Raw genomic sequence first — 25,733 nt, forward strand, 5'->3', positions numbered from 1 at the left:
CGCCTCGGGAGTTGCCGACGGATTCCCGCCGGCACGCGACGAAAACGTCACTCGGGCGCGTAGTCGCTGTCTTGGCGGACGTAGGCGGCCTCGCGCACCGCGTCGTCGGTCTCCAGCCCGGCGCCCAGCGCGCCGCCGAGCGTGCCCAGCGAGCAGGTCAGCCAGGCCAGTTCGGCGTAGTCGGACACGCTCACCGGATGGCCGACCGCTTCGCGCAGCACGCTGGGCACCACCAGGCAGGCGGCGGCGGCACCGGCCAGGACGAGCAGCGCCGCGTAGAACGCGACCACCCCGATGATCACCGTCGCCGTCGTCGCGAGGTTGAACAGCACCACCTGTTGCCGCAGCCCGCTGCCGGTCGCGCGTTCCCACAGCCCGCCGCCGACGATGATCGTCACCACGATCGCGAGAATCGAGGCGATCGCGGCGACGGTGAGCCGAACTCCGCCGAAGGTGTCGGCGAGCCGCCAGATGTCCGCCGTCACCAGCGCGAACACCGCCGCTGCTGCCGCCGCCGCGAGCGCGCGCGACAACCGCAGGGTCAGCCGCCAGGGCTGGTTGGCGCGCACCATGCCGGTGAGGAGCCGGAGGTTGCCGGTGAGCACGCGGGCGGTGAACGCGGCGGGCTGGGCGTCGACGTCCGTGCCGAGTTCGCGCACCCGGCGCCGGAGCTGGTCGGCGGCGTCCTCGTCGGCGGCGTCCCCGACTCCGAGCAGCCGGCTCAGCAGGTCGGCGATGACGTGGCGGGCGCGGGCGCGTCGGCCGAGCGCGCCGAGCGCCGGCACCGAGAGGACGGCGACGCCGTGCATCGGGTTGGCGTGCGCCACGACGGGCCGCCGGTTGCGGTGCAGCGGCAGCTCGGTCAGGCACACGACGAGGTCCCAGTCCCGCTCGAGCAGCCGTCGCCGGGCGGCGTCCACCAGGGCGGTGTCGTCGGCCGGCGGGTTGACCAGCCGGTCCTCCTCGACCACCACCTCCCAGCCGGCGCCCGGTAACCGCTCGTCGAGCATCGCCGCGAGCCCCTCGGTCACCACCTGCCGCGCGAGGTCCGCCGCCTGGCCGGGGTCGGCGATGACCCCGAGCGTCACTCGCGCGGTGTCGTGGTCGGTCACCGGCGCTCGTCCCTCTGCATCACAGCCGCTATTGGTACCCGATCATCAGCCGCAGCAGAATGCGGGACGACGGACAGGAGCCGACGGGGGACCCGACCGCGAGGAGCGCACGCCGATGACCGACCAGGACGCCGCGGACCGCGCGGACCTCGCCGAACTCCGGCGCCGCCGAGCGCTCACCGAGGACGCCGCCCGGCCCGCCGCAGTCGAGAAGCGGCACGCCGCGGGCGGTCGGACCGCGCGGGAGAACATCGCCGACCTGGTGGATCCGGGGTCGTTCGTCGAGTACGGCCGGTTCGCGATCGCGGCGCAGCGGCAGCGCCGCGATATCGACGAGCTCATCGAGCGGACGCCGGCGGACGGCCTGGTGGCCGGAACGGCGCGCGTCAACGGCGCGCTGTTCGGCGACCGCAGCGCCTGCGCCGTGCTGTCCTACGACTACACGGTGCTGGCCGGCACGCAGGGTGCGCTGGGACACCGCAAGAAGGACCGGTTGTTCGAGCTCATCGAGCGGATGCGGCTGCCGACGGTGTTCTTCGCCGAGGGCGGCGGCGGGCGGCCGGGCGACACCGACTATCCGGTGGTGTCGTCGCTCGACGTCCGCGCGTTCGCGCTGTGGGCGGGGCTGTCGGGCGTGGTGCCGCGGATCGCGATCGTGAAGGGGCGCTGCTTCGCCGGCAACGCGGTGATCGCGGGCTGTTCCGATCTGATCGTCGCCACCGCCGACGCCTCGATCGGCATGGGCGGACCGGCGATGATCGCCGGCGGCGGCCTCGGTGAGGTCGCGCCCGACGACGTCGGCCCGATCTCGGTGCAGGAACCCAACGGCGTCGTCGACGTGGTGGTGCCCGACGAAGCCGCCGCGGTCGCGGTCACGAAGACACTGCTGGGCTACTTCCAGGGCGCTACCGCCCCCGGACCGGCCGCCGACCAGGCGTCGCTGCGCACCGCCGTCCCCGAGCGCGCCCGCCGCGCCTACGACGTCACGCCGATAATCGAGACGCTCGCCGACCGGGGGTCGGTGACGGTGCTTCGGCCGCGGTTCGCCCGCGAGCTGGTCACCGCGCTCGCGCGTATCGCGGGCCGCCCGGTCGGTGTGATCGCCAACGACACCCGCTACACGGCCGGCGCCATCACGGCGGCCGCGGCCGACAAGGCGGCCCGTTTTCTGCAGCTCTGCGACGCGTTCGGGCTGCCCGTGGTGTCGCTGGTCGACTGTCCCGGCTACATGGTGGGTCCGGCCGCCGAGGCCGAAGCGCTGGTGCGGCGGGGCTCGCGGTTGCTCGTGGCGGGTGCGGCCCTGCGGGTGCCCCTGGTGGCCGTGATCCTTCGGCGCGGCTACGGCCTCGGCGCGCAGGCCATGTGCGGCGGCAGCCTGCACGAACCGCTGCTGACGGTCGCCTGGCCCGGCGCCCACCTCGGCCCGATGGGGCTCGAAGGCGCGGTCCGGCTGGGGATGCGTAACGAATTGGCGGCGATCGCCGACGTCGACGAGCGCGAGCGACGCGTGCAGCAGCTGACCGCGCAGGCGCAGCAGCGGGCCGCGGCGCTCAACGCGGCGTCGGTGTTCGAGATCGACGACGTCATCGATCCGGCCGACACCCGCTCGGTGATCGCTCGGACCCTGGCCGCCGCGGCCGCCGACCGGCCCCGCGACGCCGGCCACCGGTTCGTCGACACCTGGTGACCGGCGGACAACCGCCGGGGTGCTGCTGCTGACCGAGGGCGGCGGCTCCGAGTCGCACGCAGCGACCACCGGCGCCGTTGCGACGTTTGAATCGGGTGGCATGTGGTAGCCATGCCCGTCAACTGCTCGGCCGCCTTTCCACGGAGTGTGAACCAGTGAATGCACGGCCCAGCCCCGCCGACGAACTGGCGGGAGTGTTCGCCGGGATGTCCGGCATGTTCTTGACGCAGCAGACCGTCGACACCGCGCTCGCCACCATCACCTCCCTGGCCACCGACACCGTCGAGGGCAGCACCGGGTCCGGCGTCACGCTGCTGAGCCCAGCGGGGCGGCCGACCACATCGGCCGCCACCCATCCGCTGGTGCGGCAACTCGACGACCTGCAGTACCAGCAGGACGACGGACCGTGCCTGTCGGCATGGCGGGCGCGGACGGTCGTGCGCTCCGTCGACCTGCCAAACGAGCAGCGCTGGCGACGGTGGTCGCTGATGGCCGCCGAGCTCGGCATGCGCTCGGTGCTCAGCGCCCCGCTCAGCGTCGGCGACAAGGCGATCGGGGCGCTGAAGGTGTATTCGACCGCTACGGCCGCCTACGACGAGCGCGACGAGGACCTGCTGCGGCGGTTCGCCGAGCAGGCCGCCATCTTCGTCAGCAACGCCCAGACCGCCCAGGCGGCCGAGCAGCTCAGCGACAGCCTCAAGGAGACGTTGCGCAGCCGCGACACGATCGCCACCGCACGCGGCATCGTCATGGCGCAACAGGAGGTCGACGCCGACGAGGCGTACCGGCGACTGACCGAATTGTCCTACCGCCGGCGTGAGCCCATCCGTGCGCTGGCGCAGCGCATGGTCGAGTCGCTGCGGCGACCATGACCTGCATGCGGCCCGACGTCAGTCGGCAGTTTCACGACGCCTTTGCCGCGAGCGGCCTTACCGTCAGCGACCTGTGGTTGCGGTACTTCGCCCTCGGCGGCGACGCCGGACTGGTGGAGATCGACGCCTATCTCAACGGCGCCATGTCGCTACCCCCGTTGCAGCACGACATGCTGGCGCACGCGGTCAACGAACGGCTCGACGAGATCGCGCCGCCGCGGGCGCCGTACAGCTCGGACGCCCCGGACGCGCCGACGGACGATCCGACCCCGTGAGCTACGCCGCGCGCAGCGTCAGCAGGCTGATCTCGCTGGGCGCGAACACCCGGAACGGCGGCCCCCAGAAGCCGGCGCCGCGGCTGGTGTAGAGCTGGGTCCGCTCGCCGTGCCGGCTCAGCCCCTGCACCACCGGCTGCTGCAGCCGCACCAGGTAGTGGAACGGCCAGATCTGCCCGCCGTGGGTATGGCCCGAGAGCTGCAGGTCAACCCCTGCGTCGACGGCGTGCGCCACCTGCACGGGTTGGTGCGCCAACAGCAGCACCGGGAGCTCGGGGTCGGCGCCCGCCAGGGCCTCGGCGAGGTCGGCGCCGTGCCCGCGCAGTCCGGACGACCGCGCGGTCGCGTCATCGACACCCGCGACGACCAACCGGTCACCGCCGCGCTCGACGACGACATGGCGGTTGTGCAGGGCGTCCCAGCCGATGCCGGTCATGTAGTCGAGCCAGCCCTGCGCCTCGCTGTAGTACTCGTGGTTGCCGGTGACGTACACCCGGGCGAGGTGAGCCCGCATGGCGGCGAGCGGTTCGGCCTGCCCGCGCCGCACCGCCACGGTGCCGTCGGCGATGTCGCCGACATGGCACACGATGTCGGCGTCGAGTCCGTTCACGCGCTCCGCGACGCCCGCCGACCAGCGGCTGCGGTCGATGGGCCCGAAGTGGGTGTCGGTGATGACGGCGACCCGCAGGCCGTCCAGGCCGGCTCCGAGCCGCGGCAGCCGGACGTCGACGGGCCTCACGCGCGGCACCCGCATCGCCTCGTAGTGGCCCCAGGCGAGCAGCAGTGCGGCGACGGCGAGCACAGCGAGCGCGACGATCCGGGAGCGAGCGGGATCGGCCACACCCGCCACCGCGAGCGCGGCCCGCAGCAGCAGCGACAGGAGCGAGCACGTGAAGAAGACCCAGACGGCGCCGAGCAGCGTCTGCCCGCAGACGGTCGCCCGGTCGGCGTGACCGGGGGACATCAGCCGCAGCATCGCGACCGCCGCACCGGCGATCACCGCGGTACCGACGATGACCACGGCGGCCGGCCAGTGCGCGCCGGCCAGCAGCAGCGTCCACCACGGCACCCCGAACAGCAGCAGCAGGATCGCCGTCACGATGAGGCGGCGCGACGGCCGGCGGCGCGGTCGGCGCGCGGACTGCCGCCGGGTGGTGCGGGTGTCGGCCACGGGGAAACCTCCAGGTTGTCCAGGACCTCCGCGAGGCTACCTGCGGCTCCGGCTCGCTCAGCGCCGCCAGAAGTCGAACCGGTCGCGGCCGGGCCGGAAACCCGCCGCCTCGACGACGTCGACCGCGACCTCGAAGCGGTCGCCGACGCGGAACGGCTGGTGCGCATCGCCGCCGAACGACACCGCGTCCCCGCCCTCCTGCCGCCACCACCGCATCAGGGTGGTCGACGCCAGGGGACTGCGGGTGTTGATCTCGAGCGCCCGGCCGGAGGACGCCAACGCACGGAACACCGCCCGGTACTCCTCTTCGAAGTCGGCCTCGGCGTAGGGGCCGGCGACGTCCTCCGGCCAGTACCGCCGCGGATAGTCGCAGTGCGCCAGCACGCTGAACACCGCCGATCCGCTCACCAGCACCAGCAGGTCGGTGAGGTAGCGGCGCATGAGCTCGTGCGGATCGCGGCCCACGAAGGTGCGGCGGTTGATCGGGCCCAGGGCGCCGTCGACCTCGATGCCGTGCAGGCTGCCCAGCACCCGCTCGAACGTCCCGGCCGCCAGGACCGCCGCGACGCTGGCCGGGAACAGATGCGGCTCGCCCGCCTCGATGCCCGACAGGATCCGCAACTGCGGGAACTCCTCGCGACAGCGGGCGATGTCGGCCGAATACCCCTCGACGTCCAGTGGCTGCACGCGAGGGCGGGGTGCCACCCGCGACGGCCGGCTCACCGCCGTGCCGTCCGGACGCCGCAAGGCGATCAGGTCGTCGGCGTGCCAGTTGGTGAAGTCGCAGTGCTCGGTGAACGCCAGCCCCGGCAATCCGAGCTCGACGGCGCGGGCGCACGCGCGCTGCATCGACGACGCGTCGGCGGTGTCCCAGGACCATCGCGTGTGCACGTGATTGTCGGGCGGGAGCATCGTTGCGATCGTGGCACGCCGGTCGGTCGGCGGTCACACCGGCCGCCTGGCTGCCGCCCGCACGGTGACCGGGATGCCGTTGAGCGCGCCGAGCGGGAGCTGTCAGCGCTCGTGCTCGGCGGACTCCTGCGCTGGCGGCTGCACCGCGTCGTAGCCACGCGTCAGCCAGAACACCGTGCGGTCGATGGTCGGCAGGATCTCGGTGATCGCGATCTCCCCTGCGGCGAACCGGCTCTGAAGCCCGTAGACGACGTTCGACACGATGGTGTCGAGGTCGGCGATGAACTCGTCGTCGACGTCGGCCAGCACCTGCAGGCCCGCCGGCACCACCACGTCGAAGCCGCGGCGCACCAGCCGCTGCCCGCCGGGCGCGGCGCGTGCCCGCACGAACGCGGTCAGCATCGCCGGATGGCGCTCCCATGGTTCGAACACCGTCCGCAGCACCCGCATCAGGCCGGCGTGGAGGGAGTCGTCCGGGTCGGTGCCGCGATGGGACAGCGGCGAGTACCGGTTCTCCTCCAGCCAGGCCTCGAGCGCCGCCACGATCAGCTCGTCGCGGGTGCCGTAGCGCTTGTAGATGGTCGCCAGGGACGACCGCGACCGGCGCGCCACCTCGCGCAGCTGGACGGCGTCGTAGCCGTCGGTCTCGAGCATCTCGACCACGATGTCGAGGATGCGGTCGCGCGGCGAATCGGCGGCCATGGCGCATCCCCCTTGTCCTGGTGTAGTAACAGGGTTACTCTATCGTAGTAACAAGGTTACTCATCACTGAGGCGGAGGTTCGATGGCTTCTCTGGACGGCAAGGTCGCGTTCATCACGGGCGTCGCGCGCGGGCAGGGGCGCAGCCACGCCGTCCGGCTCGCCGCCGACGGCGCCGACATCATCGGCGTCGACATCTGCGCCGACATTCCGTCCAACGGTTATCCGATGGCGAGCCGGGCCGAACTCGACGAGACGGTGGCGCTCGTGGAGGCCGCCGGCGGCAAGATGGTCGGGTCGGTCGCCGACGTCCGCGATTTCGGCGAACTCAAAGCGGCGCTGGACGGCGGCGTCGAGCGCTTCGGCCGGCTCGACATCGTCTGCGCCAACGCCGGCATCGCCGCGATGACATTCCGCGAGCTGACCATCGAGGACGACCTCGAACAATGGGCCGACGTCGTCGGGGTCAACCTCGCCGGCGCGTTCCACACCGCCAAGGCGGCCATCCCGCACCTCATCGCCGGCGAACGCGGCGGCTCCATCGTCTTCACCAGCTCGACGGCGGGGCTCAAGGGCTTCGGCGGCCTGCAGGGCGGCGGGCTGGGATACGCCGCGTCCAAGCACGGCATCGTCGGCCTGATGCGCACGCTGGCCAACGCGCTGGCGCCGCACCGCATCCGGGTGAACACCGTGCACCCCACCGCGGTCAACACCATGATGGCCGTCAACCCGGCCATGGTGTCCTTCCTCGAGAACTATCCGGACGGCGGACCGCATCTGCAGAACCCCATGCCGGTCTCGCTGCTCGAGCCCGAGGACGTCAGCGCCGCCATCGCTTATCTGGTGTCCGACGAGGCGCGCTATGTGACCGGGGTGACCTTCCCCGTCGACGCCGGCTTCTGCAACAAGCTGTGAGCGCGCACGAGGGCCGCGTCGCCGGCAAGCGCGTCCTGGTCACCGGCGCGGCACGCGGCATGGGCCGCAGTCACGCGGTGCGGCTGGCGGCCGAAGGCGCCGACGTCATCCTGGTCGACATCTGCCGGTCGCTGCCGGAGCTGGAGTACCCCCTGGCATCGCCCGAGGACCTCGACGAGACCGCTCGGCTGGTCGAGGAGCTCGGACGCCGCGCGATCGCCCGGATCGTCGACGTCCGGGACGCCGCCGCGCTGGCGGGCGCCGTCGACGACGCGGTCGGACAGTGGGGCGGACTGGACGCCGCGGTGGCCAACGCCGGGGTGCTCACGGTCGGGACGTGGGACACCACCACCGCGGAGCAGTGGCGCACGGTGGTCGACGTCAACCTCATCGGTACGTGGAACACCTGCGCCGCCGCACTGCCGCATCTCGTCGAGCGGGGCGGCAGCATCGTGAACATCAGCTCGGCGGCCGGGCTGAAGGGCACGCCGCTGCACACGCCCTACACCGCCGCCAAGCACGGGGTCGTCGGGCTGAGCCGCGCCCTGGCCAACGAACTGGCGCACTGCCACGTCCGGGTCAACACCGTGCACCCGACCGGCGTCGAGACGGGGATGCGCCCCGATTCGCTGCACGGGTTGCTGGCGGAGGCGCGGCCGGATCTCGTGCCGATCTTTCTCAACGCCATGCCGGTCCTGATGGCCGAGGCGATCGACGTCAGCAACGCCGTGCTGTTCCTGGTGTCCGACGAGTCCCGCTACGTGACCGGGCTGGAATTCAAGGTCGACGCCGGGGTCTCGCTGCGATGACCCGCCCCGGCACCGACCGCACGGCCCGCGGCAGACAGGCGTTCGCCGACGCCATGACCGTTCCGCCACCCGACGACGCTTCGCCCACCACCGCCGGGCTGATCGACTTCGTCTTCGGCGAGGTGTGGCAGCGGCCGGGGCTGAGCCGACGCGATCGCCGGTTCGTCACACTGCCGTGCGTGGCCGCCGCCGACGCCGAAGGTCCACTGCGCGACCACGTCTACGCCGCACTGAACAGCGGCGACGTATCGATCACCGAGCTGCGGGAGACCGTCTTGCACTTCGCCGTCTACAGCGGCTGGCCGAAGGCGTCGCGGTTCAACATGGTCGTCGACGAGCAGTGGGACCGCCTCCACCGGGAACGCGGTGTGCCGGTTCCGCCGCCGGATCCGCTGCTGCCGCTGGCGACGCCCAGCGACCCGGAGGCCCGGCTGGCGGTCGGCGAGCAGTCGTTCCGGGACGTGAACTGTCTGCCGTTCGCGCCGATCCGCGACAACCCCTACTCCGGCGCCGGCATCCTGAACTTCGTCTTCGGCGAGATGTGGCTGCGGCCCGGTCTCGGCATGCGAGAGCGCCGCCTGGTCACGGTGGCCTGCGTGGCGTTCCAGGATGCGCCCTATCCGATCCTCAGCCATGTCTACGCGGCGCTGAAGAGCCGCGACATCTCGTTTCGCGAGATGGACGAGGTGGCGCTGCAGTTCGCCGCCTACTACGGGTGGGCGAAGGCGAGCCATCTCGCCGAGGTGATCGCCGAGCAGCGGGCGCGAGTGTCCGCCGAGTGGGCGGCCGAGGCGGAGACTGCGCCGTGACGGCCACCGCGTCGCCCACCGAATCCGCGGCGCCCGTGCCGCTGCTGATCGGCGGTGACCGACTCACCGCGACCTCGCACCCGTGCCACGAGCACATCTATCCGGCCACCGGTCGACCGAACGCGACCGTGGCGCTGGCCGGAGCACTCGAAGTGGACCTCGCCGTCGCGGCGGCGCGGGAGGCGCAGCGTGCGTGGGTCTCCCTCACCGTCGACCGCCGCCGTGATCTGCTGATCGACCTGGCGGACGCGGTGCACGCCCACCTGGACGAATTCGCACTCCTCAACGTGCGCGACTACGGCGTGCCGATCTCCTTCGCCGGCACAGCCCTGCTGCTGGAGCGGTTCCTTCGCCATTTCGCCGGTTACGTCGACAAGCCGCACGGCCTCAGCACGCCGGTCAACGGCTCAATGGACGTCAATCTCGTCGAGCGCGAGCCCTACGGAGTGGTCGCCGTCGTCGCACCGTGGAACGGCGCCCTCGCCGTCGCCGGATCCTGCGTGGCACCGGCGTTGGCAGCGGGAAACGCGGTGGTGTTCAAGCCGTCGGAGCTGGCGCCGCTGGCGGCCCTGCGGTTCGGGGAACTCTGCCTCGACGCGGGACTGCCGCCGGGGCTGGTGAACGTCGTGCCGGCGGGCGCCGAGGGCGGCGCGGCGCTGGTGGGCCATCCCGGTATCGGGAAAGTCCACTTCACCGGCGGCGAGGCCACCGCGCGCGCCGTCCTGCGCACGGCCGCGGCGAACCTCACGCCCGTCGTCGCGGAACTGGGCGGCAAATCGGCCGGCATCGTCTTTCCCGACGCCGACCTGGACATGGCGGCGGCGCTGTCAGCCCACCAGGGACCGCTGATGCAGTCCGGCCAGAGCTGCGCCTGCGCCAGCCGCCTTCTGGTGCACGAGTCGGTGTACGACGCCTTCGTCGAGAAGCTGCTGGCAACCATCACCTCCACCAGGATCGGCGATCCGCTGGACCCCACGGTGTCGTTCGGTCCGGTCATCAGCGCGGCGTCGGCCGAGCGGATCCTCGGCGCCATCGAGGAGACGCGCGATACTGCCGCCGGCGAGCTGCTCACCGGCGGCAGCCGCCTGGGCGGCGACCTGGCCGAGGGGTTCTACATCGAGCCGACCGTGTTCGGCAACGTCGACAACTCCGCACCGCTGGCGCAGACCGAGACGTTCGGACCCGTGGTCTCGGTGATCCGGTTCTCCGACGATGACGAGGCGGTCCGGCTCGCCAATGACACTCGGTACGGGCTCAACGCCTTCGTGCACACCCGCCAGCTCTCCCGCGCGCACGGGGTGGCTCGCCGGCTCGAGGCCGGGTCCGTGTGGGTCAACACCTTCAGCGACATCGCGCCGCAGGGACCTTACGGCGGCTACAAGCAGAGCGGCTACGGTCGGACCGGCGGCCTCGATGGCCTCTACGAGTTTCTGCGGGTCAAGAACATCCGCATCGCGATGCCCTGACGCGCTCAGCGCACCTGCGGCAGCGCCGGTTCGACCTCGGTGGCCGTCTGCTCGAACCCGAGGGCGGTGCGCAGCTCGGCGAAGGAGGCGATCATCGCGGCGGTCACGTCGTGGGTGTCGCGAAACGTGGTGTCGTCGGACAGCACCGAGATGCTGAGCTGGTCGACGTAGCTCCACACCGTCATGTTCATCGCCGACCCGGTGGCGAGCGGACCGACCGAATAGATCTCCGTCACCACCGCTCCCGCGATCCGGCCGCGCTCGCGCGGGCCGGGCACGTTCGACACGATCACGTTGAACAGCGGGTTGGGCGCGTCGCGGCGTGAGGTCACGCGGAAGACCGTCCGCGTGGCCACCGGTGGCACGAACTCCAGCAGATCGCCGACGAGCGTCGGGCCGAGCAGTTCGTGGTCCTCCTTCGCCATGCGGGTCGACGTCCGGATCAGCTGCAGCCGTTCGACCGGATCGTCGATCTGCACGGGCAACGAGACCAACATGGTCGACAGCGCATTGCCGGCGATCCGGTCCGGCGACGTGTCGGTGGCCGCCGGCACCGACGCGATCAGCGGCTGGTCGGCGGCGTGGCCGTAATCGGCGAACAGCCGGCGCAGCCCGCCCGCCGCGATCGACAGGACCAGGTCGTTGATCGTCGCCTCGGCACGCTTGGCCGCCTCCTTGACCTCGTCGAACGACAAGGTGGCGCTGGCGAACGTCCGTCCCGGTGACACGCGGTGGTTCAGGAAGGTCGGCGGCGGCGAGAACCGGTCGGCCAGCTCCGGATGGCCGCGGCGCTGCCGCGCGCGGCGTTGCAGCCGGTAGGCGCCGCGCACGCCGCTGCTCACCGCCGCGGGCAGCTTGCCGAGCCGCGCGACGTGGTCGCGGACGGCGAACCGCAGCACCTCGGCGTTGCTCGACGGCGCGGTCGGACGCGCGTCGCCGGACGGTTCGGCGTCGGGCAACACCATCGCCCGCGTCATGAGGTTCGCCGACGCGACGCCGTCGGCGACGACGTGGTGCACCTTGCCGATGACGGCGACACGACCGTCGACGAGGCCTTCGGCGAAGAACAGCTGCCACAGCGGCCGGCTCCGGTCCAGCGCGGTGCCGGCGATCTCGCCGATGACGGTGTCGAGTTCGCGGCGGCCACCCGGCGCGGGCACCCGGACGCGGCGCAGGTGGTAGTCGAGGTCGACCTCCGCGTTCTCGCGCCACACCGGGCGATGGAACCGGCCCGGAACCTGGGTCAGCTGATAACGGAACGGGTCGAGCACCCGCAGCCGGTCGCGGAATACCTCGCGGAAGACCTCGAAGGTCGCCTCGCCCTCGAACTCGGTGGTGTCGAGCACCGCGATCTTCAGGGTGTGCTGGTGCACGTTGGGCGTCTCGCTGGACAGCAGCAGCAGATCCCAGCCGCTGAGTCGTTTCACCGCGCCGCGCTCCTCCCTGCCGGGCGGTCGAACCGCTAGTTGATCGCCCGCTGGTAGGTCGTGGGCTGCGGGAGCCGGCCGTGCACCGAGTCGATCGCGCGTCGCAGACCGGCGACGAACTCCCTGGGCTGGAACGTGCAGCCGGCGTGCCCGGCGTCGATCGGCACCAGCTCGGCGCCCGGGATGTGCTCGGCCAGCCAGCGCTGCCGCGCGACACCGAACGCCCGGTCCTTCATGGTCGCCACCACCGCCGTCGGCACGTCGATCTCGTGCACCCACGAGCGGGAGTCGAACCGCACCACCTCGGCCATCGCCCGGGCGATGCCACCCGGGGACGTGGCGCGCACCTGGCCGAGCAGCCATTGGTGGTCGCGCAGCAGACCTTCGGCCACCGCCGCCGCGGGATCGCAGCGGCGCGGCGCCGGACCGACGGCGTCGATCAGCGCCGCGAACACGCCCGTCGCCAGCCGCTCGTAGCTCGCCCGGCTCACCGCGGCGGTGGCCGCGCACAGCACCAGCCCGTCGACGCGCTGCGGATGGCGCCGCCACACCAGCTGCGCGACAAGGGAGCCCAGCGAGTAGCCGACCGGCACGACGCTGCGGATGCCCAACACGTCGGCGAGCGCGGCGACGTCGTCGGCGCAATCTTCGAGCAACAGCCGCGGCGGCGTGATGCCCTGGCCGTGGCAGCGCTGGTCGAACACCACCACGCGGCCGTATTCGCGGACCATCTCCAGCGCCGGATACCAGGTCATCAGCCCGGTGCAGGCCAGCGAGTGCAGCAGGACGAACGTCGGGCCGTCGGACGGGCCGGAGTCGTAGACGTAGGTGCTGCCGCGGCCGGGCAGGTCGACCACCTCGCCGTCCGGCAGCTGGCCGACCGGCGCCAACGCGGGCACCCTCGGTACCCGCGGCATCGGAAGGCCTCGCGGCCGCCACACCCTGTCGATGGCGTCATTAGACCACGCGAGCGGCCGCGCTATGGGTACTTGCACGCCACCCGACAAGGTGGTCCTCCTAGACCCGCAGCAGCACTTTGACGACGTCGCCGGAGCGGGCGGCCGCCGCGGCGTAGCCCGCGGCCGCCCGTTCCAGCGGCAGCTCGGTGGTGAAGATGCCGTCGAGGGGCAGCCGACCGGCGCGCACCAGCGGCACCAGTTCCCGCCAGGCCTGCTGCACCGGCGCCGTGGTCATGCGCAGCGTGACACTGCGCAGCAGCGCCATCGTGGCGGGAAACGGGAACGGCTGCAGGTCGTGCACCCCGACCACCGACACCGTGCCGCCGGCGCGGATCGCGGTCAACGCGTCGGCGATGGTGGCGTCGTTGCCGACGGCGTCGATCACGGCGTCGGCCCCGCGGCCGGAGGTCCGCTCGAGCGCCGCCGCCGTCGCGGTCGGCGCCACGGCGGTAGCACCCAGCAGCGCGGCCCGCTCCCGTCGCTGCGGTACCGGGTCGACCGCGAGAACCGTTGCGGCGCCGAGGAACAGCGCGCTGCGCACCGCACACAGTCCGACGGCGCCCAACCCGATGACGACGGCCGTGCCGCCGATCGGCAGGTCAGCCCGCTTCACCGCCGCCCAGCCGGTCGCCAGGTTGTCGGTGAGCAGCAGCGCCTCTTCGGTGTCGATGTCCTCGGGCAGCGCAAGCAACTGGAAGTCCGCGGCGGGCACGGCCAGCAGCTCCGACTGCGCGCCGCCGAGCGCGCCGGTCCCGAAGATCTGCGGCCCCGAGTAACACCGGATCGGGTCGAGCGTGGCGCAGCCGCCGCAGTGCCCGCAGCCGGCCACCGACGACACCATCACGCGGTCGCCGACACCGACGGTGCGGACGTCGGCCCCCACCTCGACGACCGTTCCGACCGCTTCGTGGCCGAGGGCCACCGGCTCCAGCAGCGGATACTCACCGTCGTAGAAGTGCAGGTCGGAGCCGCAGATCGCGGCGGCGGTCACGGCGACGACGGCGCCGTCCGGGCCGGGCAACACGGGGTCGGGACGGTCGTCGACGCGGATGGCTCCGGGGCCGTCGACCAGGACGCTACGCATCGGCCGTCACCTTTCCCGCCGCCCTCGCGGGCCGCAGCACGTAGTCGGACCAGACCGGTTCGCGCACCGCGGCGTGGTATTCCGGCAGCGTCCACGGGCTGACGGTGTGGATCTCGCCGGCGGAGTTCTTGAAGTACGAGTGGGCGATCGACGGATGCGCCCACACCGTCTGCGCGATCGCCTGCTGCGAGCGGGCGCGCCACTGCTCGGTGGCCTCGGCGGTCGGCTCCATCGAGTGCAGGCCGCCGGCGAGCTTCGCCAGGCATTGCGTGATGTAGCGCAGCTGCAGCTCCGAGTTGAAGATCAGGCTGCCGCCGTGGGCCAGGTGCGCGCCGGGGCCGTAGGTGAGGAAGAAATTCGGAAAGCCCGGCACCGTGATGCTGCGATACGCGTACGGCCGCTCGCCCCACACCTCGCGGAGGTCGAGGCCGTCGCGGCCGGTGATCCGCATCGGCCACAGCAGCTCCGTGGCGCGAAACCCGGTGGCGTAGACGATGACGTCGACGTCGTATGCCTCGCCGTCGGCGGTGACGACGCCGGTCGGCGTGATCCGCTCGATCGGCGTGCGGACCAGGTCGACGTCGTCGCGGCGCAGCGTGGCGATCCAGGTGCCGTTGTCCTGCAATGTGCGCTTGCCGGTGGCGGGATAGTCGGGCAGCACCTTGGCGAGCAGCTCGGCGTCGTCGCCCACCTGGGTGGTGATCCAATCGGTGAACATCAGCCGCGCCAACGCATTCACCTCGCTGACGGCGTGGCTCTGATCCGCGTAGTCGGGGTCCACCCGGGCGGCGTCGAGGCCCTTGTCGGCGCCCGGCCACAACACCAGGAAGCGGTACCAGCGGCTGTAGTACGGCAGGTGCGTCATCGCCCAGCGGACGCCGTCGCCGACGCGGTCGTGGTATATCGGGTTCGGGAACATCCACTGCGCGGTGCGCTGGAAGACGGTCAGGTGCTTCACCCGGTCGACGATCGCGGGGGCGATCTGGAAGCCGCTGGCGCCGGCGCCGATCAGCGCGACGCGCGTGCCGGTCAGGTCGACGTCGTGGTCCCATCGCGCGGAGTGGAACGCCGGGCCGGTGAACGCGTCGGCGCCCGGAATGTCCGGCAGTGCAGGGCGATTGAGTTGGCCGACGGCGCTGATGATCGCTCGGGCCTCGACCGTGGAGGTCGACCCGTCGGGCCCACGCACCCTTGCCGTCCACCGCCCGGCGGCATCGTCCCACTCGGCGGAGACCACTTCGGTCTGCCACCGAACATGTTCGCCGACACCGTGTTTCGTCATGACGGCCTCGAAGTAGCGGCGCAACTCGGGCTGTTCGGCGAAGAAGTGCTGCCAGTCGTTACTCGGTTCGAAGCTGTAGCAATAGAAGTGGTTGGCGACGTCTACGCGGGCGCCGGGATAGGTGTTCTCCCACCAGGTTCCGCCCGGGCCGGCGTTCTTCTCGACGACGGTGAACGGCAAGCCGGCCTGCTTCAGCCGGATCGCGGCCAGCAGCCCGGACTCGCCGCAGCCGATCACCAGCACCGGTAGCTCGGCGGCCGCGCTCGCCGGGATCGGGTCGGGGCGGCGGGGATCGACGCCGTCGAGATCCAGCTCCTCGCTCAGCAGCGGCAGGTACTCCTCGCCGACCGGCTCGCAGGCCGCCCAGTTCATCATCTGCCGAATGACGTCGGGCGGCAGCGGCGCCGGCTCGGGGCAGCCGCGGTCGCGGTAGTCGGTGAGCACGTCGAGCGCGACGGACCGGGCGCGCGCCTTGTCCTCTGCGCTCATGAAACCCTGGATCTCGTTGAGGAACAGGCCCGCCTGCGCGAAGTCTTCGATGAAGCGGGTGTCGCCGGTGATGTGCACCAGGCTGAGCAGCAGGGTCGGCACGCTGACGTCGGCCAGCATCGCGGCGATCTCCTCGGTGGGCGTCTCGAACGGGATGCCCGCGTACCGGCTCCGCATCGAGCTCCTTCCGAGCCACCAGGACCATTGCGCTACTGGTCGTATCGTATCGGCACGCCGCTCATTCCGTGTTCCGAACGAACGTTTCGCGGTAAACACGAGGGGCAACCACTTTCCGCACACCCGGCCCCGAAAGGACCCCTCATGGCACTTGACGACGACGACATCACCACCTCGGGCGGCGGGGGCGAGGGCACCGCCGACGGCGGCTCGAATCCGCACGGTCACGACGGCGGCGCCGACGGCTCCGCGGGTGGCGAAGGCCCGGCCGACGGCGGCTCGAATCCGCACGGTCACGACGGCGGCGCCGACGGCTCCGCCGGTGGCGAAGGCCCGGCCGACGGCGGCTCCAACCCCGACGGCCACGACGGCGGCGCCGACGGCTCCGCCTAGCCAGCCGCGATGCTGAGCCGCTGCGTCGCCACCGACCCCGCGACGTTCGCTCGCGAGTACTGGGGGAAGAAGCCGCTGCTCAGCCGATCGGACGCGCTGCCCCGCGACTTCGGCGATCTGCTGTCACCGACCATGGTCGACGAGCTCATCGCCGAGCGCGGGGTACGCGCGCCGTTCATCCGGTTGGCCAACGAAGGCGAGGTGCTGGCCCGCGACTGCTATCTCGGTCCGGCCGGCTTCGGCGCCGAGATGCCCGACCAGGTGGATTCCGCGAAGGTGCTCACGCAGTTCGCCGCCGGCGCCACGATCGTGCTGCAGGGGCTGCACCGGTTGTGGCCGCCGCTGATCGACTTCGTCCGCGACGCGGTCGACGACCTCGGTCATCCCGTGCAGGCCAATGCCTACATCACACCGCCGACCAACCGCGGCTTCGACCCGCACTACGACGTGCACGACGTATTCGTGCTGCAGGTCGCCGGCGAGAAGCGGTGGGTCGTCCACCAGCCCGTCCACGAGCACCCGCTGCCCGATCAGCCCTGGACGCAGCACCGCGACGCGATCACGCGGCGGGTGTCCGACGATGCCGTTATCGACACTGTGCTCTCACCGGGCGATGCGCTCTACCTGCCCCGCGGCTGGGTGCATGCGGCGCACGCGCTGGACTCGACGTCCATCCACCTGACGATTGGCGTCTCCGCCGTCACCGGTGTCGACGTCGCGCGGGCTGTCGTGGACCAGCTCGCCGATCTGCCCGAATTCCGCCGGTCGCTGCCGATGACCACCGATCCCACGGACCGCGATGAGATCATCGCGACGGTGACCAAGGTGATGGCCGAGATGGTCGAGGCGCTGCAGGACGACGCGGCGGCGATGAGCAGTGGTGCCGCGGCGCGCCTGGTGCGCCGGCACGGCGAACGCACCCGCCCCGTCCCGGTCCGACCGCTCGCGACGCTGGCCGCTACGGCGCACGCCGCCGCGACCCGCGTGCACTGGCGCCGCGGCCTCGTCGCGAGCATCGAGCACGCCGACGGCCGGGTGGTGCTGCGGCTGCCCGACCGCACGATGACCTTCCCGCTGAGTTGCGCGGCGGCGGTGACGGCGCTGCACCGCGGCCAGGTGGCGGACGCCGACGGGCTGCCGGGCCTCGACCGCGCCGACGCCACGGTGCTGATCCGCCGACTGCTGCGGGAGGCCGTCGTCGTGCCCGCCGCGGACCAGCCCTCGCGCGGATGACGGCCGAAAAGCGACCGCCCTGCAGCGACCAGTCGCTCCGCCGCAACGACCCGATCTTCGGCACGGCCGGCGCGGGCAAGACCTGGCTGCTGCTCGAATTGAGTGGCGCCTGGGGACATTCGGCGTTCCTGCAGTCACCGGCGATCATCGACCCGCAGTTGGGCCGGGCCGTCGTCCGCCGAGCCGAAGCCGCGCGCATGCGGATCACCGCGATCCGGCGCCACGGCAGGCGGTCCGCCACCCCGCGCTGGCGCTGGTTCGTCGCCCACTGCGAGCCGGGCGCCGAGGCGCTGTACCGCGGCGAAGTCGACGGTCCGGCCGACTATCTGGAGCTGGCGCTCGACGGCTCCGACGGCGAACGCACCGCCGATCCGCTCGTGGCGGTCTGCGCGCACGGCAAGCACGACCAGTGCTGCGCGAAGCGGGGCCGGGCCGCCGTCGGCGCCATCGCCGCCGAGTATCCCGAGATCACCTGGGAGTGTTCACATCTGGGCGGTGACCGGTTCGCGGCGACCATGCTCGTGCTGCCGGAGGGCCTGTGCTACGGCCGGGTCGACACCACCGACTCGGCGCGGCTGGTGCGGTGGTATCTGGACGGGCGGATCGACGATCGCTTCCTGCGCGGCCGCACCTGTCTGCCGCATGCGGTGCAGGCGGCGCAGCACTTCGCGCGGCAGACCTACGGCGACGACCGCGTCACCGGCCTGCCGCCGCTGCGCGTCGACACCGAGGATGCCGGCACGCTCGTCGTGCTCGACCACGAGGACGGGCCGATCGAGGTGCGGCTCACCGAGCAGATGAGCGCCCCGCTGCTGTCCCAGTGCGCGGCGCACGTCCCCGGGCCGGTCCGGCTCTTCACGCTCGCCTCGATCCGACGCTGAGCGTCGCCTAGACCGGCCGGGTGGCCGGCGGCGTGCTCGTCAGCAGGCCCGCCAGCGGCGCATCCCACGTCTGCACGCGCGGCGCGTACGAGGTGTGAACGGCGATCTCAGCCGGCGTCATCTCGGTGGTGTCGGGGTTGTAGTCGCACACCGGGTCGCCCACATCACAGACGCTGACGGTGCGCGCGCCCACGGCCGGCGGCAGCGGCGCGGTGTTGGTGGAGGCCAGGATGTAGTGCTCCTGTGCGACGCCCTTGCCGGCGGTCGGCTTTCCGGCCGTCGACCCCAGGTCGATGGTGGTGTCGCCGGGCAGCCGGTCGCCGTCGGCAACCAGCAGCGCGGCCGCGAGCTGCGGGTCGCCGGCCAGGGCGTAGAGGTTGCGGTGCACCACCATCGCGCCCTGCGAGTAGCCGGCCAGCACCACCTTCGACGTCGGGCACTGCGCGGTGTAGGCGCGGTACTGCTGAGCCACCGCGTCGGTGCCGGCGATCACGCTGTTCTTGAAGCTGAGCCACTCGCCCAGTCCGCCCTCGTCCAGGGGCACCGGCGCGGCCGGGTACTGCACGGCTTCGGCGGTCATGGTCTCGCCGCGCGCCGCTACGTCGGCGCTCAGCTGGCGGTAGGTGGCGTAGACGACGTCGCCCATGCCGCCGTTGGCGGTGAGCCCCGCGCCGTCACGCTGACCGGAGCCGGCCGCCCCGATGAAGTGGTAGTCGGCACATCCCGGTGCCGCGGCCGCGGTTCCGGTGGCCAGCCCACCGATCGCGAAGCCCATGATCGCGACCGCTGTCGCCACTCGACCCATCACCACGAAAAGTCCTCTCCACCCGGCGCACTCGGCGCCGCCACGTCCAAGGGTTCATCGCCGGGTGCGGGGTGGGCCGTTACAGCGGGCAGCGTCACTTCCAGGCGAACACCGGCTGCTCGAGGTGGTCGACGGGGTCGTGGCGGCCCTCCAGACACAGCCAGCGCAGCTGCAGCAGCACCGCACCGGTCGGCGCGTGGATGAGGTCGTTGCCCAGCGGGATCTGCACCACCGGCCGCGGGCTCTCCGGGATGGTGATGAACCTCGGCGAGTCGTCGCGCAGCAGCTGGTGCAGGCCGACGCGGTACACCGCCACCACCTCGTCGGGTGCCGGGTGCGGGTCCAGCCGGCCGCCGCCCCAGATGACCACCGGCGTCATCACGTAACCCGAGCGCGTCGGGTAGTCGTCGAGCAGGCCGAGCACCGACGACTCCGGCAGCCGGATGCCGACCTCCTCGTCGACCTCGCGCAGCGCGGCCTGCACCGCCGTCTCGCCCGGGTCGAGCCGGCCGCCCGGCAGCGCCCACTGCGCGGCGTGCGAGCTCAACCGCGACGCCCGGCGGCACAGCAGGAACGCCGCGCCGCCCGAGACACCGACCATGCGGCCGTCGAGGCCGGCTTCCATCGGACGCCCCGCGATCCAGTCGTCCACCGGCGCCGGGTCGACGCGGTCCTCGCCGGTCTCGGAGTCGACGAGCACCACCGCGACGGCCGCGCGGCGCCGCGTCGGGTCGTCCACGGTCCGGCGCTCATGGCTCGCGAGCCGCGCGGCGACCTGCGCCCGCAGCGACTCGTCGTAGCTGATCGTCACCGTTGCACCATAGGCGCGGCGCTGGGCTACCCCGGATGCAGGCTGACGGGGATTCCGGAGTAGCGCACCATGCCGGTGACGACGTCGATGTCGTCCTTGCTGGTGAGCCGGTTGACGTTCGCCGCGTGGTGGCCGTGCGGAATCGAGACGGCGCCGCGCCGGATGGAGTCGTCGACCTTCGCCACACCGGTCAGCTCGCCGTTGGCGCTGCGCACGGTCACCGGCTGTCCGGTCACCACGCCCGCCGCCGCGCCGTCGAGTGGATGGATCAGGATCTCCGGGCGCTCACCGAGGAAGTCGAGCTGCGCGTTGAGCTTTCGGCGTTGCCGGCGCGGCACCATCACCAGCGGGGCGGGCGGCGCCAGCCCGGCCAGCTGGTCGACCAGCAGCTGCGGCGCCATACGCCAGCCGCCCATCCGGGCGATGTGGTCGTCCACCCACGGCGCCGGGAGTTCCCGCGGCGCCTCCGCCCAGCCGGTGGCGGCCACCTCGTCGTAGGTGGCGCGGGCGCCGGCGAGCAGCACCGCGAGCACGTCGTCGTCGCTGCTCGTCGCGGGATCGCCGAGGGTGCCGAGGTCGTATCCGAGCCGCCGGCCGAGCTCGGCGAACACCCACCACATCGACCGGCGGTCACCGACCGGCTCGACGACGGCGGGGGTGTACTGCACCGAAACCCGCGAGCTGAGGATGTCGTGGATCGTGATGTCGGGGCGTTCGAGCGGGTCCTTGGTGGGCAGCACGTGCGTCGCCAGTGCCGTGGTCTCGTTGGCGATGATCTCGGTGCTCGCGAACACCTCGAGCTGCTGAAGGGCGGGGATCAGCGTGCCGGTCTCCGGGAACGAGGTGACGAGGCTGCCGCCGACGTTGATCAGGGCGCGGATGTTGCCGGCTGCGATCTCGTCGGGCAGGACGGCGCAGGGCCATTCGTTGATGAACGCCTGCGCCTCGGGACGACTGGCCGGCCCCGGCCCGAACGACCCTTCCGGCGCAGAGACCGGCAGGAATTCGCCGAACGTCTCCAGCTGGTAGGCGAACCCGGGATGGAACCAGGTGCCGCCGGGGCGGTTCATGGCGCCGGTGAGGATCATCAGCACCCAGGCCAGCCACTGCGTCACGTTGGCCCGCTCGGCGGTCATCGTGACGCCGGTGCCCGTCTCGACGGCGACGCAGGGAGCCGCGCGGACCGCCGCCAGCAGCTCGGTCAGCTCGTGCGCCGGGACGTCGGCCTCGGCGACGGCGCGATCGAGGGTGAACGGTTCGACGGCCGCGATCAGCGCGTCGAGGCCCTGCAGTGGTGCGGCGGGCCGCCGGCCGTCGTGCAGCAGTTCCCGCACCAGGTACGCCAGGAGCGCGTGGTCGGTGCCGGGCCGCGGGGCGAGGTGGCCGGTGGCCAGCCGCGCGCTCTCGGTGCGGCGGGGGTCGATCACCCACACCTGTCCGCGCCGCGCGATGTCACGCAGCGTGCCGGTCGGGTTGGGCATCGAGATCGCGTGCCCGTGGGACACCACCGGGTTCACGCCGACCAGCAGCAGCAACTCGGCGGCGTCCAGGTCGGTCCGGCCCGACAGTCCGATGAACCCGCCGACCAGATCGGAGATCAGCGGCTTGGCGGTGCCGTCGATGGTCAGCGGGCTGAATTTGGCCGGAGTACCGATGGCGGCGTGCAGCGCCTCCGCCATCCGGAAGCCGGCGCTCTCCATCGTGCTGAAGTAGAACGCGACCGACGCCGGGCCGTGCCGATCGATGACGGCTTTCAGCCGGGCGCCGAGGTCGTCGAGGCAGTCGTCCCAGGTGGTGTCCTGCAGCCTGCCGTCGATACGCCGCTGCGGCCGTTCGAGGCGATCCGGGTGGTGGTGCAGCTGCGGCAGCGCCCGGCCCTTCGGACAGGTGTAGCCGCGGGAGAACGGGTGCTCGTGGTCGCCGTGCACCTGGACCACGTCGTCGCCCTCGACGTCGACCAGGATTCCGCAGACCGACGTGCAGACGCGGCAGAAGCTCCGCACCGTGCGCATACCGCCGGAACGTACTCCCCGGGCCGGGCCGCCGTAGGTGAAATCACCGGGCTGCTGCTGCCGCGCAGCACAGCAGCGCGGCGACGACGACGCGCATGTCGTCCGAATCGAGTTCGTCGCCGTCGTGCTCGGCGTGGATGAGCGCGGTGAGCAGGTCGCTGGTCGGCGCGCCGCAACGCACCGCGACGAGGACGTCGATGTACCCGCACAGCTGCGCGAGCACCGCCGGGTCCACCGATGCCGCTGCCGCCCACCGCGCCACGCGCGGGGTGTGGGCAGCCGGTATGCCGAGCAGCACGCACATCGCGCGGACGGGGTCGGGCCGGACGTCGTCGCCGTCACCGGTGATCACGTCGACGACGATCGTCCGGCGCTGCGTCGCCAGGTCCGCGAGCGCCCGGGCGACGAAGGCGTCGAGCCGGTCGAGATCGGCGATGCGGCACGATTGCCCGGCGAGCCAGCAGGCCCGATGGATATGGGCCGAGAGCGCGGCCTCGAAACCGTGCTCCCGGCCGACGCTGACGGGCGCCAGCACGTGCACGCCGCCACCTGACATGCGTCAAGGCTATGGCGCGCAACGGGATACGGTCGCATCCGGTCGGCAATCTCACATCGTCGGGCGGGGTGTGAGCTGGTGCGTCGGCACCGCTGATTGGATCCGGCCGGCGCGGGTAGTCGGTCGGCGTTCTACAAAGGAGGACGTCATGGCGAATGAATTGCAGGGACGCACGGTCGCCTTCCTGGCCGCGGACGGCGTCGAGAAGGTCGAGCTGGAACAGCCGCGGGCCGCGGTCGAAGGCGCCGGCGCACGAGTCGAGCTGTTGTCGTTGCAGACCGGTGACATCGAGGCGCGCAACCACGACCTCGAGCCGGCGGGCACCTTCCCGGTCGACCGGGCGGTGTCGGATGCCACGGTCGACGAGTTCGACGCGCTCGTGCTGCCGGGCGGCACCGTGAACCCCGACAAGCTGCGGCTCGACGACGCGGCCGTCGCCTTCGTGCGGAGCTTCGTCCAGTCCGGTAAGCCCGTGGCCGCCATCTGCCACGGACCCTGGACGCTCGTCGAGGCCGACGTCGTCCGCGACCGGACGCTCACGTCCTATCCCAGCATCCGCACCGACCTGCGCAACGCGGGCGCGCGCGTCGTGGACGAGGAGGTCTGCGTCGACGGCAACTTGATCACCAGCCGCTCCCCGAAGGACCTCGACGCGTTCTGCACGGCGCTCACCGACGCGATCGCCGCCGGCTGACGGGCCACCTCGACAGCGGCGTTCAGGCGCTGTCGGCGGCCTGCCGCGCCCGTTCCCGCACCGAGGCGACGACACCGCCGTCGTTGAGGATGTCCGTGCCGGTCAAATAGCCGGCCTTGTCGCTCACGCAGAACGCGAAGAGTTCGGCCATCTCCTCGGCGGTGCCCCACCTCGGCACGGCGGCATCGACGACCAGGGCGCCGGCGCCGGCCTGCTCCTCGAGCCGGCCCATCTCGGTGTCGACCGATCCCGGGGACACCGAGACGATCCGCAGGCCGCGGCGGTTGAACCGTTCGGCCTGTGACGAGCTGTACCAGCGCACGAACGCCTTGCTCACCGCGTAGGCCATCCCGGAGCGCGACTCCTGCGGGGCGATGCTGCAGGCCGCCGCCATCGCGTCGAGGAACGCCGCCGGGTCACGCAGCGCGAGCGGGAACTGCTGGGTCGGGATGACCTCCTCCGGCAGCAGGTGCGCGGCCATCGACGCGACGTTGACGATCGCCGCGCCCGTCGCGGCGACCTCGACGAACGCCTCGTTGACGTGCAACGCGCCGATCGCGTTCGTCCGCATGACGTAGTCGGCGTCCCCCATGCTCGGGCTGACGCCCGCGGCGTGGATCACGGCGCTGACGTCGCCCGGGGCGGCGGCGGCCGCGAAGACTCGGTCGACGGCCTGCCGGTCGGTGACATCGGCGTGCACCGGGACGACGTCTCCCAACGCACGCGCCGCGGCGTCCAGCCGGTCTTGCCGAATGTCGGCGAGCACCACCCGATGCCGGCTCCGGAGGATGCGCGCCGTCGCCATCCCCATGCCGCCCGCGCCCCCGGTGATCACCGCTACCGATGCCATGCCGGGCACGGTACTGGGTCAGGCGTTGTCCGTTGTTCCCGCGAGCGTGCGTGTTTGCCCGTCGACACGCCGCACATGGCGTGCACTCGACGCACGCTCGGCGGAACAAAGGCGAGCGAGATCAAACCGTGATCGGCGTTTGACTCAAATGTCACACGGGTAACTTCAGTAACAGCGCGGCGCTCGCTCGCGCATTCCGCAGCAAGAAAGCGACGAATGGGACACCACCATGAACACGGTCCTGTACCTCAGCGCCAGCGGCGCCGTCTTTGAAACCCGCGCGTACAGCAACGCCGATCTCGCCGCGCTGCTCGACGGTAAGGGCCTGCACTGCCTGACGAGCAGCGACGGACAATTCGACTTCTGGTTCAGCCCGGCGCCGCAGCGGTGCCAGCGCCGCGCGAATCGCATCGCCACCGAGCTTTTGCTGGCGACCACCAAGCTCTCGGCGAAGTCGGTGCCGGTGATGCACGGCGGCGTCGTCATCGCCACCCACGACAGCGACGGCGACCTCGACGGATTGAGCTGGCAGCAGCTCGACGAACTGGTCGCCCGACGTTCGGCGCTGTCGAAGCGCAGCAAGCGACTCCTCAGCCGCCGCATCGCCCGCGACGAGCAGCGCACCCGCCCGCCGGCCGCCGCTGCGGCCCCCGCCGGCGGTGCGCGGCAGGGCACCGCCGCGCGCCGGTCGGCCCAGCGCGTCTGACCGCTATTCGGGCAAGAGCAACGCGAACATGGTGTCGACATGGTCGACCATGTCGCGATAGCTCAGCATTCCCGCACCCACCTGCAGCAACGCGCCGCAGATCACCGTCTCGAGCGTGTTGTGGACCTCGGGCCACGCCCCCGGTCCGAGCGCGGCGGCGATGCGGCGACGAATTTCGGCGGAGATGTCCGCCCGCACGGGCATGACGGCCGGATCGTCATTGCGCATCAGCGCGATGTTGCAGGCGATGCCGAGCTGCGGGCTGTCGGCGAACAGCGTCGCGACCGCCTGCACCTGCCTCCGCAGCCGCTCGACCACGCCGGCGTCGGCGTCGATCTCGACCGGCAGCGCCTGCAGCCGGTGCAGGTAGACGCCGGCGATCAGCGCGTCCTTGGTCGGATGGTGCGCCATCAGGTCCGCGACCGTGGTGCCGGCGCGCGCGGCCACCGCCGGCAGGGTGAGCCCGCGGTAGGGCACCTCGGCGAGCAGCTCGCCGGCGGCCACGAGCCACGGGTCCGCCTGCGCCCGCCGGGCCCGCCGCTCGCACAGCGACAGAACATCGCGCTCGCCGCCGGCCATCCGTGCAGCATAGGCCGGTCGCCGGCGGCCGCGAACTCCCTTGGCGCACGGTCCCGCCGCCGGGACG

26 protein-coding genes are annotated in these 25,733 nt (G+C 72.0%); 12 read left to right on the forward strand and 14 right to left on the reverse strand.

Annotation, left to right across the window (positions count from 1 at the left end; genetic code table 11):
- Window positions 1-47: 47 nt before the first annotated feature.
- Window positions 48-1,112, reverse strand: coding sequence for a hypothetical protein (locus LV457_RS17355; RefSeq protein ID WP_232172771.1), 1,065 nt, complete (start codon window positions 1,110-1,112; stop codon window positions 48-50).
- A 115-nt stretch (window positions 1,113-1,227) separates the two neighbouring features.
- Between LV457_RS17355 and LV457_RS17360 the strand changes: the two genes are divergently transcribed.
- From LV457_RS17360 to LV457_RS17370, 3 genes are all read left to right on the forward strand, one after another.
- Window positions 1,228-2,799, forward strand: a complete 1,572-nt coding sequence (locus LV457_RS17360) for an acyl-CoA carboxylase subunit beta (protein WP_232172772.1) — start codon at window positions 1,228-1,230, stop codon at window positions 2,797-2,799.
- Between the two features lie 155 nt (window positions 2,800-2,954).
- A complete protein-coding gene (locus LV457_RS17365; RefSeq protein WP_232172773.1) occupies window positions 2,955-3,671 on the forward strand; it encodes a GAF and ANTAR domain-containing protein in 717 nt (238 codons plus the stop codon).
- A gap of 5 nt (window positions 3,672-3,676) precedes the next feature.
- Window positions 3,677-3,946 (forward strand): hypothetical protein, encoded by a 270-nt coding sequence (locus LV457_RS17370; RefSeq protein WP_232172774.1) that lies wholly within the window; start codon window positions 3,677-3,679, stop codon window positions 3,944-3,946.
- Window position 3,947: 1 nt separating this feature from the next.
- Here the strand turns inward: LV457_RS17370 and LV457_RS17375 are convergent, their stop codons facing one another.
- The 3 genes from LV457_RS17375 to LV457_RS17385 form a co-directional block, all read right to left on the reverse strand.
- Window positions 3,948-5,117 carry a metallophosphoesterase gene (locus LV457_RS17375; RefSeq protein WP_232172775.1) on the reverse strand — a complete coding sequence of 390 codons (1,170 nt, stop codon included), beginning with the start codon at window positions 5,115-5,117 and terminating at the stop codon, window positions 3,948-3,950.
- A 57-nt stretch (window positions 5,118-5,174) separates the two neighbouring features.
- Complete coding sequence (locus tag LV457_RS17380; RefSeq protein ID WP_232172776.1) at window positions 5,175-6,029, reverse strand: PHP domain-containing protein; 855 nt, start codon at window positions 6,027-6,029, stop codon at window positions 5,175-5,177.
- Window positions 6,030-6,131: 102 nt separating this feature from the next.
- Complete coding sequence (locus LV457_RS17385) at window positions 6,132-6,731, reverse strand: TetR/AcrR family transcriptional regulator (protein ID WP_232172777.1); 600 nt, start codon at window positions 6,729-6,731, stop codon at window positions 6,132-6,134.
- Between the two features lie 82 nt (window positions 6,732-6,813).
- Here LV457_RS17385 and LV457_RS17390 point away from each other — a divergent pair, with 82 nt between their 5' ends.
- Genes LV457_RS17390 through LV457_RS17405 form a run of 4 tightly spaced genes read left to right on the forward strand, consistent with a single transcriptional unit; the run spans window position 6,814 to window position 10,728 of the window.
- Window positions 6,814-7,644 carry a mycofactocin-coupled SDR family oxidoreductase gene (locus LV457_RS17390; RefSeq protein ID WP_232172778.1) on the forward strand — a complete coding sequence of 277 codons (831 nt, stop codon included), beginning with the start codon at window positions 6,814-6,816 and terminating at the stop codon, window positions 7,642-7,644.
- Complete coding sequence (locus LV457_RS17395; RefSeq protein ID WP_308192216.1) at window positions 7,641-8,453, forward strand: mycofactocin-coupled SDR family oxidoreductase; 813 nt, start codon at window positions 7,641-7,643, stop codon at window positions 8,451-8,453. The genes LV457_RS17390 and LV457_RS17395 overlap by 4 nt, the downstream gene beginning before the upstream one ends.
- Window positions 8,450-9,262, forward strand: coding sequence for a carboxymuconolactone decarboxylase family protein (locus LV457_RS17400; protein WP_232172779.1), 813 nt, complete (start codon window positions 8,450-8,452; stop codon window positions 9,260-9,262). Before LV457_RS17395 ends, LV457_RS17400 begins: the two co-directional genes overlap by 4 nt.
- Window positions 9,259-10,728 carry an aldehyde dehydrogenase gene (locus tag LV457_RS17405; RefSeq protein ID WP_232172780.1) on the forward strand — a complete coding sequence of 490 codons (1,470 nt, stop codon included), beginning with the start codon at window positions 9,259-9,261 and terminating at the stop codon, window positions 10,726-10,728. Before LV457_RS17400 ends, LV457_RS17405 begins: the two co-directional genes overlap by 4 nt.
- Before the next feature lie 5 nt (window positions 10,729-10,733).
- Here the strand turns inward: LV457_RS17405 and LV457_RS17410 are convergent, their stop codons facing one another.
- From LV457_RS17410 to LV457_RS17425, 4 genes are all read right to left on the reverse strand, one after another.
- A complete protein-coding gene (locus LV457_RS17410) occupies window positions 10,734-12,155 on the reverse strand; it encodes a wax ester/triacylglycerol synthase family O-acyltransferase (protein WP_232172781.1) in 1,422 nt (473 codons plus the stop codon).
- 35 nt (window positions 12,156-12,190) lie between these two features.
- Window positions 12,191-13,054 carry an alpha/beta fold hydrolase gene (locus LV457_RS17415; protein ID WP_232172782.1) on the reverse strand — a complete coding sequence of 288 codons (864 nt, stop codon included), beginning with the start codon at window positions 13,052-13,054 and terminating at the stop codon, window positions 12,191-12,193.
- Between the two features lie 118 nt (window positions 13,055-13,172).
- Entirely contained in the window at window positions 13,173-14,198 is a 1,026-nt protein-coding gene (locus LV457_RS17420) for a zinc-binding dehydrogenase (RefSeq protein WP_232172783.1), read from the reverse strand.
- On the reverse strand, window positions 14,191-16,146 hold the full coding sequence (locus tag LV457_RS17425; RefSeq protein WP_232172784.1) for an NAD(P)/FAD-dependent oxidoreductase: 1,956 nt from the start codon (window positions 16,144-16,146) through the stop codon (window positions 14,191-14,193). Before LV457_RS17425 ends, LV457_RS17420 begins: the two co-directional genes overlap by 8 nt.
- Before the next feature lie 144 nt (window positions 16,147-16,290).
- On the opposite strand from LV457_RS17425, the gene LV457_RS17430 reads away from it, so the two are divergent.
- The 3 genes from LV457_RS17430 to LV457_RS17440 are packed head-to-tail and all read left to right on the forward strand — an operon-like array spanning window position 16,291 to window position 18,653.
- A complete protein-coding gene (locus LV457_RS17430) occupies window positions 16,291-16,539 on the forward strand; it encodes a BatC protein (protein WP_232172785.1) in 249 nt (82 codons plus the stop codon).
- Window positions 16,540-16,548: 9 nt separating this feature from the next.
- Window positions 16,549-17,772, forward strand: a complete 1,224-nt coding sequence (locus LV457_RS17435) for a cupin domain-containing protein (protein ID WP_232172786.1) — start codon at window positions 16,549-16,551, stop codon at window positions 17,770-17,772.
- Entirely contained in the window at window positions 17,769-18,653 is an 885-nt protein-coding gene (locus LV457_RS17440; protein WP_232172787.1) for a sucrase ferredoxin, read from the forward strand. The genes LV457_RS17435 and LV457_RS17440 overlap by 4 nt, the downstream gene beginning before the upstream one ends.
- A 7-nt stretch (window positions 18,654-18,660) precedes the next feature.
- On the opposite strand, the gene LV457_RS17445 is transcribed toward LV457_RS17440, so the two are convergent.
- The 4 genes from LV457_RS17445 to LV457_RS17460 form a co-directional block, all read right to left on the reverse strand.
- The gene (locus LV457_RS17445) at window positions 18,661-19,458 is read right to left on the reverse strand and encodes a cutinase family protein (RefSeq protein WP_232172862.1); all 798 of its coding nucleotides are present in this window, start codon (window positions 19,456-19,458) and stop codon (window positions 18,661-18,663) included.
- A gap of 94 nt (window positions 19,459-19,552) precedes the next feature.
- Window positions 19,553-20,269: a CoA pyrophosphatase gene (locus LV457_RS17450; protein WP_232172788.1), complete on the reverse strand. Its 717-nt coding sequence runs from the start codon at window positions 20,267-20,269 to the stop codon at window positions 19,553-19,555.
- Between the two features lie 26 nt (window positions 20,270-20,295).
- On the reverse strand, window positions 20,296-22,281 hold the full coding sequence (locus tag LV457_RS17455) for a molybdopterin-dependent oxidoreductase (protein ID WP_232172789.1): 1,986 nt from the start codon (window positions 22,279-22,281) through the stop codon (window positions 20,296-20,298).
- Window positions 22,282-22,324: 43 nt separating this feature from the next.
- Window positions 22,325-22,837, reverse strand: coding sequence for a cytochrome P450 (locus LV457_RS17460; protein WP_232172790.1), 513 nt, complete (start codon window positions 22,835-22,837; stop codon window positions 22,325-22,327).
- A gap of 148 nt (window positions 22,838-22,985) precedes the next feature.
- On the opposite strand from LV457_RS17460, the gene LV457_RS17465 reads away from it, so the two are divergent.
- Window positions 22,986-23,531 (forward strand): type 1 glutamine amidotransferase domain-containing protein, encoded by a 546-nt coding sequence (locus LV457_RS17465; protein WP_232172791.1) that lies wholly within the window; start codon window positions 22,986-22,988, stop codon window positions 23,529-23,531.
- A 22-nt stretch (window positions 23,532-23,553) separates the two neighbouring features.
- On the opposite strand, the gene LV457_RS17470 is transcribed toward LV457_RS17465, so the two are convergent.
- A complete protein-coding gene (locus LV457_RS17470; protein WP_232172792.1) occupies window positions 23,554-24,381 on the reverse strand; it encodes an SDR family oxidoreductase in 828 nt (275 codons plus the stop codon).
- A 229-nt stretch (window positions 24,382-24,610) separates the two neighbouring features.
- Here LV457_RS17470 and LV457_RS17475 point away from each other — a divergent pair, with 229 nt between their 5' ends.
- Window positions 24,611-25,087 (forward strand): hypothetical protein, encoded by a 477-nt coding sequence (locus LV457_RS17475; RefSeq protein ID WP_232172793.1) that lies wholly within the window; start codon window positions 24,611-24,613, stop codon window positions 25,085-25,087.
- 3 nt (window positions 25,088-25,090) lie between these two features.
- Here LV457_RS17475 and LV457_RS17480 read toward each other — a convergent pair whose 3' ends face one another.
- On the reverse strand, window positions 25,091-25,666 hold the full coding sequence (locus LV457_RS17480; RefSeq protein ID WP_232172794.1) for a TetR/AcrR family transcriptional regulator: 576 nt from the start codon (window positions 25,664-25,666) through the stop codon (window positions 25,091-25,093).
- Between the last annotated feature and the right edge of the window lie 67 nt (window positions 25,667-25,733).

The organism is Mycobacterium sp. MYCO198283 (assembly GCF_021213805.1).
Lineage (GTDB): Bacteria > Actinomycetota > Actinomycetes > Mycobacteriales > Mycobacteriaceae > Mycobacterium.